Source organism: Gracilimonas sp. (genome assembly GCF_031581265.1).
In the GTDB taxonomy this organism is placed as follows: Bacteria; Bacteroidota; Rhodothermia; order Balneolales; family Balneolaceae; genus Gracilimonas.
Window position 1 is genome coordinate 54,575 of sequence record NZ_JAVLBQ010000005.1, and the last position, 15,646, is coordinate 70,220.

The following is a 15,646-nucleotide window of genomic DNA, read 5'->3' on the forward strand; positions in this document are numbered from 1 at the left end:
CATGAAAAATATTAAATACACCTTATTATTAATTGTATGCATGGGCCTCGGTTTTGGGTTGAACCAAACCGCTGAAGCCCAGGTTACCGAAGGGGTTTTCCCCGCAGCAGGTTCTCCTGCAAATCCTGAAGTACATGCCAGCTGGAATAAATATTACGATTACCAGGGCATTACGGAATTAACAGCTGCATTAGCTGAAGCTCATCCCAACCTGATAAAAAGAGAATCCATTGGAAAATCTTATGAAGGTCGGGATATCTGGCTAATGACTGTGACTAATTTCAATGAAGGAAATGCTGATCGTAAACCGGCTATGTACATTGACGGTAACATCCACTCCAATGAAATACAGGGAACTGAAGTTTCGCTTTATACCGCATGGTATTTAGCAGAGATGTATGGCGATAATGACTTCATTACCCAGTTATTGGATGAGAAAACATTCTACATCGTTCCCACCATCAACCCTGATGGGCGCGAAAACTTCTTTAAAGCACCGAATACAGCAAGTTCACCCCGTTCAGGAGTGAAACCTATCGATAACGATTTGGATGGTGAAGTCAATGAGGATGGTTATGATGATCTGAATGGCGATGGAAGCATAACCATGATGCGCCGGAAAAATCCACGTGGACAATTTGTTGAACATCCAGAATATCCTGAACTGATGCAGCGTGTTGGTTCTGATCAATTCGGAGAATACGAACTACTGGGTTATGAAGGTCTCGATAACGACGGTGACGGCCGTATTAACGAAGATGGCGAAGGCTATTATGATCCGAATCGTGACTGGGGCTGGAAATGGCAACCGGATTACATTCAGGGCGGAGCTCATAAATATCCGTTCTCATTGCCGGAAAATCGTGCTGTTAAGGATTTTGTAATGAAACATCCAAACATTGCCGCTGCTCAGAGTTACCACAACAGCGGAGGCATGATTCTACGTGGACCGGGTGCTGCCGAAGATGTTGGTACTTATAACCGACAAGATGTTCAAGTGTACAATGCTTTGGGTGAAATGGGAGAGCGTCTCATGCCAGGATACAACTACCTGATCGTATACCAAGATCTGTACTCTGTATTCGGTGGTGAACTTGACTGGTTCTATGGCATTCGTGGTGCTTTTACATTCACCAATGAGCTATGGACTTCTTTTGAGATGTTCAACGAAACAGACCGCTCCCGAACAGGTTCTTATGAATTCAACAAACATCTGTTATTTAATGATGCATTAGTTGAGTGGGAGCCGTACAATCACCCACAATACGGTGAAATTGAAATAGGAGGCACTAAAAAGACCTTCGGTCGTGCACATCCCGGTTTCTTATTGGAACAGATGGCTCACCGAAATATGGCCTTCACTGTTTATCATGCCTATCACACGCCAAACCTTGTAATTGATGAGATTTCTGAAAAAGATCTTGGCGGCGGATTAAAAGAGGTAACCGCTGTTATTACAAATACCCGCATGATACCCACCCATGCCAGTCACGATTTGAGAAATAATATTAGTCCGCCTAATTATGTAAGTATTGACGGTGCACGTGTTGAAGCCGGAATGATTGTAAACAATCGTGACCTCAATCAAACGACCGAACAAAAGCGAAACCCAAGCAAATTGGAAGTAGATAATGTTCCGGGAATGGGTTCTGTAACGGTAAGATGGATCATCAGTCGTGGAAACAATTATACCATCACCGTGGATAGCCAAAAAGGTGGAGTTGTTTCAAAGAGTAACTAATACTTTTAAATTACTTCAATTCTAAAAGGGATATGCTTATGCATGTCCCTTTTTTTTATTTGCATATCTCCTAAATTGATACTATTTATTTAGTAAAGATAAATCTTTGGGTCATGCATTCGTTCCTAAAACTACATTTTGCTCTTCTCTTTCTAGTAATCGGAATTAGTGCCTGTGCTAATGAAACAACCGAAGACAAGAAATCAGAACTTCCTGAATCCGCGAAAAATCTAACTAATCTTACTGTTTACCCTGAAGACCCGGAACCGGAATATGAGATAGAGCTCATTGCTGAACAAGATTTTGGAGGAAGTGACAGCATTTATATTTCGTATGTTTCAGACATCATTTCAGATGAAGAAAACCGGGTAATAATTGCTGACGGAGCCCGCGGTAAATGCAAAATCCATGTATTCAACCCGGATGGCAGTTATTTAAGAACCGTTGGCAGAAATGGCAGAGGTCCCGGCGAATTTATTGCTATCAAAAATCTATTCATCTTAAATAACAAGCTCTTTGTATTGGACCACCATTTGAAGCGAATAAGTGTTTTTTCTCTAAGCTCTTTTGAGCTTTTGGATACCATTAATACCCACCCGAATTACCTGAAACAAATGGAAGACTTGGGATCTGCCTCTCCTTTAGATTTTCACCTACGTGACGATGGAAATTTTTTAGTAGGATTCGCAGACCAAATACTAATTCAAGAAAATGATATTCGTAAAGATACCAAGTATTTCATTTTCAATAACGAATGGGAAATCATTTCTGAACAAATATTTTCCCGTCCACCTCATCAATACTATTATTCAAATGTTGGGAACCGTCCCAGTTTACGAACATACTCTTTTATGAATCAATCGCTGATGGATGTAGCTGCAGATGGAACAATATTTTCTGCTTGGTCAGAAGATTTTTTAATAAAAGTACATGATACTAATGGAAACTACCTACGATCAATCTATTATCCATTCAATTACAGTCGATTAAACAAAGATGATATTATTAACAAGCACGATGAATATTTGGAAAATAGTCCAGAAGGAATAAAAAGATGGAAAGACGTAGCTCAAACTGTTGATTATCCTGATTTTTGGCCGGCTATTCAAAACCTTATTGTGGATGATAAAGACCGTATTTGGGTAGCTACTAAAACCGACAGCAAAACAGAGTTTGAATGGTGGGTTCTAAATAATCAGGGTAAACTTTTGGCTAAATTTAATTGGCCGGGTGAGAAAGTTAGTCAAAACATTGGTAATGGGAAAACTATGAAGATCAGGAATGGCTATTTATATACCTATATATTCCAAGAGGAGGATGCTTCAAGATTAGTTACTCGGTATCTTATTGACCTAACTCCAAAATAACCTAATACTCTAAATAAAAAGACCTGTCAGGTTTTAAAAAGCTAACAGGTCTTTATCATTAATTCTTAGAAGTAAGATCTAAACTAATCCACTTTAAAGCCTTTCAATGGCAGTATCGATACGGGATATTACCTCTTCTTTCCCTATCAACTCAAGAGCAGGGGTTAAGTCGGGCCCGAAACCCTGACCACTGACAGCAACCCGAAGCGGCATCATTAGCTTTCCAAAACCCACGTCATACTCATCAATGGTTTCCTTGATCTTGTCCTTCAACGTAACAGCTTCAAAATCCTGTTCTGAAAGCTGTTCGATCTTATCACGATAGGCCTTCAAAATAACAGGGGTATCATCTTTCCATTTTTTCAGTGCTTTCTCATCATACTCTTTTGGTGCTTCAAAAAAGAATGAACCCATACTTACAAACTCGTCAATTTTAGAAACCCGCTCTTGTAAAAGCTCTATTACCGTTGTTAAAAACTCATCATCCGGTATCTCATATCCTTCTCCCAAAAATAATGCTTCTACCCTCGGCCTGAGTTCTTCTATGGAATGCTCGCGGATGTAGTTCTCGTTATACCACATCAATTTTTTGTAATTGAAAACGGCACCACCTTTTGAAACACGATCTAAGGTAAACAGCTCACAAAGTTCTTCCATGGTGTGGATCTCAGAATCATCACCGGGACTCCACCCCAAGTACGCAAGAAAGTTCACCAATGCATCCGGCTCATAATTTCCGGTGATATAATCTTTAGTGTTTACCGGAATTCCTTCACTTTCAGCTTTACGCTTAGAAAGTTTTCCGCCACTTGGGCTCATTATTAACGGCAAATGGGCCATCGTGGGTGGTTCCCATCCAAAAGCTTCATATAAGAGAATATGCTTCGGAGTACTGCTCAACCACTCCTCTCCCCTGATCACATGCGTAATTTCCATGGTATGATCATCCACCACATTAGCAAGATGATAGGTAGGCATGCCATCCGATTTTAGCAGTACTTGGTCATCAAGTCCCTCGGTATCAAAAGAAACATGACTGCGAATTTCATCTTCAAAACGGATGGTTTCTTTTCGGGGAACTTTGAGTCGAACCACATACTCATCACCATTCTCGAGTCTCTTTTCCACTTCATCCTGGGACAGGGTGAGACTGTTTTTCATAGACTGTCGGGTTATGGCATCATACTTCGGAGATGGGTTACCCGATTTCATCAAGCGCTCACGCATCTCCTCTATTTCTTCCACGGTATCAAAAGCGTAGTAGGCATGACCGGATTCTACAAGTTGCTCCGCGTATTTGTGATAAATGTCTTTGCGCTCACTTTGTCGGTATGGCCCAAAATCTCCACCTACTCCGGGACCTTCATCAATTTCCATACCGGCCCAGTTTAGTGAATCGATAATGTCTTGTTCGGCCCCTTCCACGTAACGGGATTGATCGGTATCCTCAATTCTGAGCACAAAAACCCCATCGTTATGACGTGCAAATAAGTAGTTATAAAGTGCGGTCCGGAGTCCGCCAATGTGTAAAAATCCGGTTGGTGAAGGCGCAAATCGTACGCGAACTGACATATGTTATTTTGTTTTGATGAATTCTTCTAATTTCAGCCCTAAAGATAAGAAATTTTAACTGCTAAATTTTGAATGTTGAATTACCTAAGTTTCATTCAACATTTAAAATTAAAGCATTACCCATTGCGAGTAGCATTACACCAACCTCAATTCTCTCCCAACTTATTTGATCTTGCCACTATGCTTAAGGCTGATCTTATTGTTTGGGATGATATGGCAGAGTGGTCCAGGAAAGGGCGTACACACCGGGCTCAAATCCGCGGAGAACATGGATTGCAGTGGATTAATTTACCCATCGTAACCGAAGACCGAAGTAAACCCATCAAGGATGTACGTATAGACCATTTCATTGACTGGTTTGAACCGCTATGGAATGCCATCTATCACAACTACCAGAATGCTACCTACTTTGATCTTTTTGTGGATGAGCTACACAATGACTTTGAAACAGCTGCCCGCCATAAAAAGTTAGTTGATTTCAATGTTCATTTTTTCTCACGTATGCTGAAATACCTGGAAATAAACCTCACGATCCACTATTCCAGTGAAATTAAAGAATACGATATCTACCCAGACACTTTTGCTGAAAATTTAGGGGCAGATATCCTCTACCAGGAACACCGCTCAAGACACTATCAAAGGCATTCCGAAATAGCTTCAGAACCGCTGGATAATCATCCTACCTATCCTCAAGTTGGTGATGGCTTTTTGAAAGGATGCTGTCTTATTGATCTGCTACTAAATTGTGGAAAAGAAAGCTTTAAAATACTTGATCAGCTAAAGCTATATTGACGAATTCATGATGAGCTAAATTCGGCTTTTAAAATAAGCACACATTATCTATCATCTGTCATGGAAGAAAAAACAACCGATCAAAAAATTAAACCCAAATGGCGAACCGATTATACGGTGGTTGCCATCGTTGGGGTGATTTGTATTCTTCTGTTCTATTGGTTCACTTCAACCTTCAATTTGCCGTAAATGAGTTGGATTGACTGGTCGGTTTTACTCGCTTTTCTTGCCTATACCATCTGGGATGGGACTCGTCGGGGCAAAGATGCTTCAACTATAGAGGGATATCTGTTGGCCAACAGATCTATGCCCTGGTGGGCGGCCGGACTTTCCGTAATGGCCACCCAGGCTTCTGCTATCACTTTTATTGGAACTACAGGAATTGCCTATGTCGAAGACATGCGGTTTGTTCAAACCTACCTGGCTACTCCCTTTGCTATGATCTTCATCTGTATGTTCCTGGTTCCCTTCTTCAGCAAGATGAAAAATTTCACCGCTTATGAAGTGCTTGAAGAACGCTTTGGATTGAAAACAAGACTTACTACCTCGGGTTTATTTCTGATCTCTCGGGGACTCGCATTAGGTGTGGTCATAGCGGCTCCCTCCTATGTATTATCTCTGTTATTAGGGTTACCGCTCAACATTACCATTCTCATCATTGGTGTCATAGCTACTGCTTACACGACTGTTGGTGGTATCGCGGGGGTGATCACAACCGATGTAAAACAAATGGCCATCATGATGTTTGGGCTTATTTTTTGTTTTATCCTGATATGGGTTAACCTGCCTGAAGAAGTAGGCTTTGAAGGGGCTTTATACCTGGCCGGTAGTCTCGAAAAACTTACTGCTCTCGATCTTAATTTTGATCTTTCTGAAAAATATAACGTGTGGAGTGGCGTTATTGCGGCCTTCTTTTTAATGGCCTCCTATTTCGGTACCGACCAAACCCAAGTGCAGCGTTACTTAACCACCGATTCCGAAAAAAATGCCCGTAAATCTTTACTGATGACGGGTTATGCTAAAATCCCTATGCAGTTTTTTATTCTTCTGCTTGGGGTGATGTTGTATGTATTTTTCATCTTTAATACGGCACCGGCTTCCTTTCGGGCAACCGAACCGGTAGCTCAAACCGAACAGCAGCAAATCGTGGAACAGAAGATTCTCAAAGAATATGAAGTTGCTCACTTAGCTCGAAAAGAAGCAGCCCTGGAAGCAGTCCAAAACCGTAATCAAGAGACACAGCAGCTTTTTGTTGACGCTGATGCTTCCATGAACGAAGCCAGAGATGCTGAGTTAGCATTGCAGTCAGAAATAAGACAGGCCGATGTCAATGATACAAATTACATCTTCCCCTATTTTATTCTTAATCACGTGCCCATAGGTATTATTGGTTTGATTGTAGGAGGTATCTTTGCGGCTGCACTAAGCTCCATTGACAGTGAACTGAATGCACTTACTACCGTCTCCATAGTGGATTGGTATCAACGACTTAAGGGAGATACTCATACAGAGGCTCACTATGTCAAGTCTTCTCGTGGGGTCACTTTCTTTTGGGGAGCACTGGCTACCATATCGGCTTTATTGATGGGCGAAACGCAATCCATTATTGAGTTGGTGAATAAAATTGGAAGCTATTTCTATGGCTCCATTTTGGGTGTATTCATTCTTTTACTATGGGTGAAAAGAGCTACCGGTACCGGAGCATTAATTGGCTTGATTTCAGGAATGTTCTCGGTATTCATTTTCGACCGCCTATTCTATAACGCCACCACCAATGATTACTCCTTCATCTTGCCCTGGAGCCTCATGCCGGATGGTTATGATAAAGCAATAGAATTTTTATGGTTGAATCCTGTGGGGACAGCAGTGGTTGTAATCGTGGGTATCACCATCAGCCTGATCTGGCCTAAAGACAAATAGCTATTTTTGGCCACGAAATCTCAAAAACACAAAATTTTTAAAGATACTTGCCCCACAACGTAGGGCGGATTGGTAATCCGCCCAGGTAGCCAAGGTAAAGAACTACGATGCGGATCAAACTGCTCGGACAACCTGCCCAAGCTAGGTGGAATACTATCAAACCCTTTATGCTTTTTTCTTTCCCTTTACAATCTCAATTTCTTTCTCTTCCCCGAATTTTGATCCTACCGGTGGGCGATATATCTGAAATGGAATCTTCAGCAAATTACCGAGATCACTGTTTTCCTCTGGATCCATATGGGTATCGATGCCATATTTAAGCTCTTTCACATCTTCAACTTCAGCAAAAGTACCAAAAACGCGATCCCAAATTGCGAATATATTCCCATAGTTAGTATCTGTGAGGGGTTGGGTGTAATGGTGATGTACTTTATGCATCAGCGGTGTAATGAATATCCAAGATAACGCCCGGTCTAACTTCTTAGGCATATTAATATTGGCGTGCGTTAAGTGGGCAAATAGGGCTGAAATACTTTGATACAGGAAAACAATCCAAATAGGTACGCCTACAACGATGACACCAATAATAGTGAATACCATCCTGAATACGGCTTCTCCCGGGTGATGGCGTAGACCGGTTGTAACATCTACGGTAGTATCACTGTGATGGACTAAATGAAATCGCCACATAAATTTCACCTTATGTTCGATCCAGTGGATGAGATAGGCTCCAAAAAAATCAAGCAGCATCACCCCTACAATAGCTTGGGCCCAAATAGGCATTTCAATCCATTGCAGAACTCCAAATTCATTGGTCGTCACATAATTGGATGACCAAACCAATATCCCCGCAAAACCTAAACCTATCACCACAAAAAAGGCATTAAGTACCAGGTTTATGGCGGCATGCCTTACTTTTTTATATCCAAATTCAAATAAAGGAAAAACTCCCTCAATTACCCAGAACAAAAATATTCCTCCAATTAGAATTCCTGCTCTAAAAGTTGTTGGAACGTTTTCAAAAAAGTCGACTAAAGCTTCCATAGTTTGCCAAAAATGTTTCTTTAAAACCTAAGTTCGATTATAAAACATCAAGAAATAGGCATCCCTGCAGGCTGAGCGCTTAAAATGCGTTTTTAAAAATAGTTGCTTGACGTGATCTCAAATATTCAAATACCTGTTATGCTATTGTTCTTTTGTCCCGAGCTCGGGATCGCGTTTAACATGGGAAATATTTGAAAATTGTGATGCGCTCAAAGTGACAACTTCAGCTATCTTTAAATCAATATAAATCGAACACAGGCTTAACGTACTTGATTTAGAAAATAAAAACCAAAAAAATCCAGTGTGCTAAAAATTAATAACACACGGGAAAGATATTCAGTTTTATCTTTTTTTATTCTTTAGTAACAGGTTCAAGATCCTTGAAAGAACTTAAGTTTGCAGCTTCAACGGCATTCTGATAATCAACCCAGTCTTCCGTAACGAATGTGTTGATCTTATCAACTGCATCATTAACCGCCTCTTCGGCTAAACGCAACAAGTTACGTTCTCTTGCTCCGGGACCGTCATAGTCACCTCCCAAGTAACGGTTTACTGCATAAAGATGAGTTAGTACCGTTGGGTCAGGATCTCTGCCAGCTCCTTGTCCTTCAACTTGTTCACCGAACACCATTTCGAAGAGTTCATCTATTTTCTCCTGAGTTTGTTGGTGAGCTTCATGTAGATCTTCGAGCTCTTCCTTACTTCTTTCATCTGCTGATACAAGCTCAGAATTCACGTCCATGATTTCTTGTGCCCTTGCCAAATTTTTAGTTGCATCGGCGAGGTATTGACTCAATTCTTCGACTTCTCCTTCAAGTTCATAAGTTGCACGAAGTGCACTTATAGGCATTTCAATTCTTGGATCGGTACGAACGGTGACATTAGTTGAATCTGAATGGTCACCATAAGTGAATTTCACTTTATATGTTCCGGGCAGCACATCTCTTCCACCGGGCTCTGAGTTATTCCAGCTTCTTAAGGTTCGGCGTGGTCTTTCTACTCCAGACCGCTCTAATCCCCAGGTAGTTCTGTTGATTCCATTATGCTGAGGTGTACGGGTGAATGTTCTAATCTTTTCACCGGAAGTATCATAGATTTCTATGGTAACTTCTTCTTCCTCTTTGGCTTCATCATCTTCTAAATCAAGCGCATCCATATTCACAGAATAACTTAGCATGGCACCGGAGGGACGATTATCCCCTGAGAACATAGCATCAGCTGCAAAACGGATTCCTCTTGCTTGTCGCCATTCTGCTAAATAGGCATCCGGTGAAGGAAATGCTTTAATAGGCTTGGTGAGTTCATCTACTCCTTCTGCAGCAACTTCACGAAGCGGACGTATATCATCAATCACCCAGAAAGAACGACCAAATGTGCCTATTACAAGATCATGCTCACGGGGATGGATGATCATATCATACGTTGAAACGGTAGGATAATTATCACCCCAACGGTTCCAGTTTTCTCCGCTGTCTACGCTTACATACAGGCCAAATTCTGTACCAAGAAACATCAAATTACTTTCTATAGGGTCTTGTACAAAAGAAAGTGTATAACCATCTACATCATTTTCATCAACCAGGTTGGTCCATTTTTTACCGTAATTGGTGGTATGCATCAAGTATGGACTCCAATTATCTCTTCGGTAATCGTTGATGACAGCAAAAGCTTCACCCTCGTTATGAGCCGAGGCTTTAATCTGAACAACCCAGCTTCCTTCAGGAACTCCTTTTAAATTGTCACTGACATTGGTCCAGGTTTCCCCATCATCTTGGGTGATCTGAATATTACCATCATCAGTACCTGCCCAAATCACATCATCCTCAAGAGGGCTCGGTTCAATAACGGTGACGGTAGTGTAGTTTTCAGCTCCGGTTGCATCTGTAGTCAAGCCACCACTTAAATGTTGTTTCTGCTTTGTAGTATCATTGGTGGTGATATCCGGAGAAATAATCTCCCATGTTTCTCCTCTATCGGTACTTCTATGCACGTATTGGCTTCCAAAATAGATGGTAGCATCGTCAAAAGGATCCACATTGATACCAGCATTCCAGTTAAATCGAAGTTCTTCACCTTCGGGATGTGTTGGCTGCACAAATCGAGAACTGCCGGTTTCTGTATCAACCCGACCTACATTTCCTCTTTGAGACATCGCGTAAACATACTTACCTGAGGTTGCATGATCTATAGCTACATCAAATCCATCTCCAAAAAAGAGTTCTTCCCAATAGGAGTTTCGAATACCCCCTGAGCGCCATACATAAGCCGGACCCTGCCAGGTTCCGTTATCTTGCATTCCACCATAAATGTTATAAGGAGTTTCCATATCTACATTCACGTGATAAAACTGTCCTACTGGAATATTCTCTGCAAAGCGCCAGGTTTCCCCGCCATCGAAGCTGATATTGAGTCCACCGTCATTACCATCAATGATATGATCCGGATTATCAGGGTTTATCCAGAATGCATGGTGATCGGGGTGAATCCAGTTATAAAATGGGTACATACTTTCAAATGATTTTCCGCCGTCTTCACTCTTTGAAAGTACGCTGTAAAGACTGTAAATGCGATTTTCGTTCTCAGGGTCTACATAAATTTCATGATAATAAAATGGACGGTTTCCAATAGCTCCGTCATTTTTAACTTTCTCGCGAAGCTCCCAGTTATATCCTCCATCAGTACTTCGGTACATCGCATTTTCAGATGACTCAATCAAAGCATAGACAATATCCGGTTCACTCGGAGCAATCGCTATTCCCATTCGGCCCAATTCTCCTTCCGGGAGGCCATCTTCTGGAGTCAATTCGTTCCAGGTTTCTCCTCCATCTAAGGTCATATATAAACCTGAACCTTCACCACCTGATTCAAAAAACCATGGCCAGCGCCGAAATTCCCACATGTTCACAAATAGTTTATTCGGATTGGCGGGGTCCATAACCATCTCACCTACACCGGTGCGGTTATTGTTGTATAAAATCTTTTCCCAAGTTTGGCCACCATCTGTTGTTTTATAAACTCCGCGGTGTTCGCTGTCTCCCCATGCACTTCCTTGTGCTCCTACATATATTACATCCGGATTGTTGGGATGAATTATAATACGATGGATATTACGGGTTTCTTCAAGCCCCATTAGCTCCCAGGTTTTTCCACCGTCTATACTTCGATATATTCCGGCACCACTGCTTTGGCTGTTTCTTGGATTACCTTCACCGGTACCCATCCAAATGATGCTTGGGTTTTTTTGGTAGATATCAAGAGCACCAATTGCCATTGGGCCTTGACTATCAAAAATAGATTCCCAGGTAATTCCCCCATTTTCTGATCTCCAAACACCACCTGATGCAGCTCCTACATAGATTTTGTTGATATCAGATTGCACCACATCAATGGCTGTTATCCTGCCGCTCATACCGGCCGGACCTACATTACGAGGTTCTATTCCTTTTAAAAGTTCTGCATCTAATTGTTGTGCTATGCCAGGGTTGAATGGCACTGTGCAGAACATTAAAGCTATTGCAATAAGTACATGTTTTGTTATAGATCGCATATATCCGTAGTTAGTTTTTATAAGTGTTCAACTATAACAATTGAATCGTCTTAAAACAATGAAGGGTTGTTAAATTTTATTACCTGACTAAGACTTATATAAAAAAAGCCCCTCAACTTTCGTTAAGGGGCTTTTGAAATAAAATTATCTTGAATCTTAATTATCCGGGTTCAGGATATTATCAATTCTTGATTGGGCGTCTTCGAGGTGAATGCGAGTAACACGATTGAAACCACCGGCTCGTAATGCTCGGCCAATATCTCTGTTCAGGATATTTAACTGGTTTCTTACGATTGGGTGAATATCAGTTCCTGAGACATTAACAGTCGGACCGAACCATCCTCCACCTACCTGATCTGTTTCCATCAAGCTTCCCATCTGTTCAATGTATGCCCGTTGAAGATTTCTGCGGTACACATCAATATTTTCATTTGCACGTACTTCACTGAAAATACCGTTGCGTACATCGTCCATCATTTCGAACGGCGTGTATGTGTCTCCATCAGTTCTCTTCTCATACTCAATTAACCTGGCAAGTCGTTGTGCACTTGTCAGTCTTGAGAGTACACTTGCCTGAGCACCTCTGAAACTTTCGATCACAGAAGCCTCATTTATACGATCCAGGATTTCATCGTTTACGGCCCAGGTTGGAGAACTGAAGGCATGTGTCTGAAGAAATTCCATAGCACGTCTTTGTCTTTCTTCTTCAACAAATGTGTACACAACGCCATCCTGATCAAAGGTTTTTTGATCTTCATAAACTCCGCCAACATTATTCAGCACGTGGCCCATATATCTGTTCCACTGTCCGATGATGTTATTGTAAAGTTCACTTAATTCAGTGAAGTCTTCACCATCTTGTTCAACCCAGTCAATGAGGTTTTCAGTAATAACCTGGAGGTTTGCAATTCCAAGCTCACTGGCTCTCATAGCATCGTTGGTAAGATCTTCTGTTTGAACCCGAGGATCACTGCCACCGCTTCCAAAGAAATACCTTGGATCGTCGGCACGTTCTACCGTCCATTCGTTCAGTGTCTCTTCAATTTCTTCGTCACTCCAATCTTCCGGAAACCAAGTATATCCCCACTTAGCAGCCCACTTATCGTAAGTGCCTACTGCAGGATAGAAATTTGTCACACCATCACCCGGTTGTGCTACGTAATTAAAACGGGCATAATCCATAATGGACGGCGCTGTACCATGATTGCTGGTAAATTCAGGAGACCTTAGATCTTCCACTGAATATGCAAAACTTGATCCCATATTGTGAGGGAAACCAAGGGTGTGCCCAACTTCATGAGCGGATACAAAACGGATTAGTTCACCCATGATCTCATCGTCAAACTCCACACCCCGTGCATCAGGGTTTGCTGCAGCAGTTTGAATGAAGTACCAGTTGCGAAGTAGGTTCATTACGTTGTGGTACCAGCCAATATCAGATTCAAGAATCTGTCCTGTGCGTGGGTCATGAACATGTGGTCCGTAAGCATTTTGAACCGGCGATGCGAAATAACGAATCACGGAATAACGAACATCTTCGGGACTAAATTCAGGATCTTCTTCCGGCGATGGAGGTAATTTACCTACAATAGCATTTTTGAAACCGGCGGCCTCAAAAGCTACTTGCCAGTCGTCAACACCTTGTAGCAGATATTCTCTCCATTTTTCAGGAGTAGCAGGATCTACATAATATACAATTGGTTCTTCCGGCTCTACTAATTCATCACTTTCACCATTCAACCATGCCTCATAAGCTTCTTTATCTTTGGGCACCAACTTGTAGCGTGTGATATGACGAATTTGCTTCGCTTTTTGTGCTTCTGAAGTATATTCTGTTTTGGAAACACTGAAAAACCCAACTCTGTCATCATGTGAGCGAGGTCTCATTTCTTCTTCAGGAAGTACAATCATACTGTGATTCAATTCCATGGAAATAGTTCCGGTAGAAGAATTTGACGGAGGCTGACCTGCGTCGTATGTAAGTACATTTCGCACTTCTATATTTTCAGGGTAACTGTTGATGTGCTCGATAAACGTACGGCTACCATCTACTCGCCGAACCTGATACGCACTTCGCTGCCCCCTTGACATTCCAAGTGATGGAATATCTGAGGTAAATAAGTCCGTAATTTCTATCACTGAACCGGTTGAGTCTTCATTGAGCGCTTCAATACTAAAAGAGGCAATAATAGGCTCGAAATTAGAGTTCTGTACCGCTTCATAAATAGGCTTTCCTTCGGTGGCAACATTTTGATAAGAAACGTGACGCAGCAAAATATTTTTATCTTTCTTTTGCCAGCGCACAACCTGCGTATTTACTTTTTCGCCACCATAACCAAGGTTATTAACTGTTTTGGCTTGACGGGTTACTAAAAGCATTACTTTTTCTAAATGCTCATCAGGAATTTCATAGTAATATTTGTCGTCCACTTTGTGAACATTAAACAAACCTTCATCTGTTTCAGCTTCATCAGTAATGACTTCACTAAATTTCTTCATCTCACCGTCACCGCCGGGACCACCAGGTCCGCCACGCATACTTGGAGTTGATGATTCAGAGCCTGAATCTGTAACTGTTTCTGCCGACTTGCACCCCGATATAACAAAGGCGAAGCTCAGAAAAAGTACAGACAGCTTCATAAAATTAAATTTTCCGTAATTCATAAATTTTGGATTAGTTCTTATTAAGAGAATAGATGAGTTAAGGTGAGATTAGTTTGCAACCTAATCAAGTGTATAGGGATAATTTGCATGTAAAAAAGCTTAAAAAAACGCTTAAACTACCCAATGTGTTCCACAAACCAGCCTTCCGTCCAATCTAAAACCTCTGCAAACGGTTTTGGGAAATCCTGATCTTCAAATGGATGAGCCGTTCCATACGTGTGAGTACCGTTTGCTACTAAGCGTAATTCTTTGTCGCGTGCATCACATTCTATATGTAATTTTTCGGAATCTGTGGCAGGCACTGTTTCATCTTTTCTTCCATGAATAAATAAAGTTGGAATGCGCAATTCCTTTACTCTTTCATAGGCATTTACCCGCTCACTGTTGTTAATGTAATCGTCATACACCACCTTGCCCACTTTCATTTTTTGGCCGGTTCTGCTGTTTTCAATTTCTGTATAGCCATTATCTTTCCAATCTTTTTTCATAGAATCCGTCCAACGATCCCTGTAATCAGCTACTGCTGAACACGTTACCAGGCATTGTACCGGGGCGTATTCAACTGCTGCTGTGATTGCGGTATGCCCTCCTCGCGAATGGCCTATCAATCCAATAACATCCGTATTTAAGTTAGAGTGATTGTCAGTTATTTCTCCATTTTGAAGGGCGTCAATAATCGAACCAATATCATCTAAATCTTGAGATATGGTTTCGCGTTCAAATAGTTCAAGTTCGGTAAATTCGGTTTTATTATCTCCTATGCCATTTAAAGAAAAATTCATGGCAACGACCCCAAATCCCGCTCTTGCCATCTCTTCGCAAACATCCGGGAAGGGCCCCCAATCCTTAAATCCTTTAAATCCATGTAAAAAAAGTATAACCGGAAAACTGAGCCCATTCCGTGAAATAGGGGTGTATAAATCATACCTGATAGGCAACCCCTCGGTGGAATCTATTTGTCCGGATGAAATTGATACGCTGCTAATGTCCATTAAAACT

The 15,646-nt window shown here is 41.5% G+C and carries 10 protein-coding genes; 5 read left to right on the plus strand and 5 right to left on the minus strand.

The features are described from left to right. The first annotated feature begins 1 nt into the window (after nt 1). Together RI561_RS03380 and RI561_RS03385 are read left to right on the plus strand one after the other, a co-directional pair. Nucleotides 2-1,741, plus strand: coding sequence for a M14 family metallopeptidase (locus tag RI561_RS03380; RefSeq protein ID WP_395078817.1), 1,740 nt, complete (start codon nt 2-4; stop codon nt 1,739-1,741). A gap of 113 nt (nt 1,742-1,854) precedes the next feature. After that, the gene (locus tag RI561_RS03385) at nt 1,855-3,108 is read left to right on the plus strand and encodes a 6-bladed beta-propeller (protein ID WP_395078818.1); all 1,254 of its coding nucleotides are present in this window, start codon (nt 1,855-1,857) and stop codon (nt 3,106-3,108) included. Nucleotides 3,109-3,201: 93 nt separating this feature from the next. Here the strand turns inward: RI561_RS03385 and gltX are convergent, their stop codons facing one another. Beyond that, nucleotides 3,202-4,680, minus strand: coding sequence for a glutamate--tRNA ligase (gltX, locus tag RI561_RS03390; RefSeq protein WP_395078819.1), 1,479 nt, complete (start codon nt 4,678-4,680; stop codon nt 3,202-3,204). Between the two features lie 123 nt (nt 4,681-4,803). On the opposite strand from gltX, the gene RI561_RS03395 reads away from it, so the two are divergent. From RI561_RS03395 to RI561_RS03405, 3 genes are read left to right on the plus strand one after another with little or no spacing between them, the layout of a single operon-like run. Next, nucleotides 4,804-5,472: a WbqC family protein gene (locus tag RI561_RS03395; protein WP_395078820.1), complete on the plus strand. Its 669-nt coding sequence runs from the start codon at nt 4,804-4,806 to the stop codon at nt 5,470-5,472. A gap of 60 nt (nt 5,473-5,532) precedes the next feature. Then, entirely contained in the window at nt 5,533-5,661 is a 129-nt protein-coding gene (locus RI561_RS03400) for a hypothetical protein (protein WP_395078821.1), read from the plus strand. Then, entirely contained in the window at nt 5,662-7,392 is a 1,731-nt protein-coding gene (locus RI561_RS03405) for a sodium:solute symporter (RefSeq protein WP_395078822.1), read from the plus strand. A gap of 165 nt (nt 7,393-7,557) precedes the next feature. On the opposite strand, the gene RI561_RS03410 is transcribed toward RI561_RS03405, so the two are convergent. The 4 genes from RI561_RS03410 to RI561_RS03425 form a co-directional block, all read right to left on the minus strand. Beyond that, nucleotides 7,558-8,436, minus strand: a complete 879-nt coding sequence (locus tag RI561_RS03410; RefSeq protein ID WP_395078823.1) for a sterol desaturase family protein — start codon at nt 8,434-8,436, stop codon at nt 7,558-7,560. A 352-nt stretch (nt 8,437-8,788) separates the two neighbouring features. Next, nucleotides 8,789-11,983: a hypothetical protein gene (locus tag RI561_RS03415; RefSeq protein ID WP_395078824.1), complete on the minus strand. Its 3,195-nt coding sequence runs from the start codon at nt 11,981-11,983 to the stop codon at nt 8,789-8,791. A 156-nt stretch (nt 11,984-12,139) separates the two neighbouring features. Continuing rightward, a complete protein-coding gene (locus RI561_RS03420) occupies nt 12,140-14,647 on the minus strand; it encodes a zinc-dependent metalloprotease (protein WP_395078825.1) in 2,508 nt (835 codons plus the stop codon). A 116-nt stretch (nt 14,648-14,763) separates the two neighbouring features. Beyond that, on the minus strand, nt 14,764-15,639 hold the full coding sequence (locus RI561_RS03425) for an alpha/beta hydrolase family protein (protein ID WP_395078826.1): 876 nt from the start codon (nt 15,637-15,639) through the stop codon (nt 14,764-14,766). Nucleotides 15,640-15,646: the final 7 nt, after the last annotated feature.